At 60.4% G+C, this 529-nt stretch carries 1 protein-coding gene; it reads left to right on the top strand.

Translation table 11 applies throughout. The features are described from left to right. The coding region (locus tag AC1D1Y_RS26175; protein WP_477684917.1) for a methyl-accepting chemotaxis protein at positions 1-529 on the top strand (529 nt) is incomplete at both ends.

The following is a 529-nucleotide window of genomic DNA, read 5'->3' on the forward strand; positions in this document are numbered from 1 at the left end:
GATAAAACGCCCCATGCTGCACGCGGTAGAAGTGGCCGGCAACATTGCGCATGGTGATCTGTCCGCTCCGGTAAGGGTGTTTGGCAGCGACGAGTTTGTGCACCTGTTCCGTGAACTACGCACCATGCAGAGCGGCTTCTCCGACATCGTGGCCCGGGTTAAGCAAAACTCCGAATCCGTCGCCACCGCCAGCGCCGAGATCGCCCAAGGCAACCACGACTTGTCTGCCCGCACCGAACAACAGGCCAGCGCCCTGGAAGAAACCGCCGCCAGCATGGAAGAGCTGGGATCCACCGTACGCCAGAACGCGGATTCCGCCCGCCAGGCCAACCARYTGGCYATGAATGCCTCTACGGTSGCTATTCARGGCGGAGAAGTSGTTGGCCARGTSGTKSWRACCATGAAAGGYATYAAYGARTCCWSCCGAAAGATCGCCGACATCATCAGCGTSATCGACGGMATCGCCTTCCAGACCAACATCCTGGCSCTGAACGCTGCCGTGGAGGCCGCCCGGGCTGGAGAACAAGGT

Source organism: Polaromonas sp. P1_G1 (assembly GCF_056405595.1).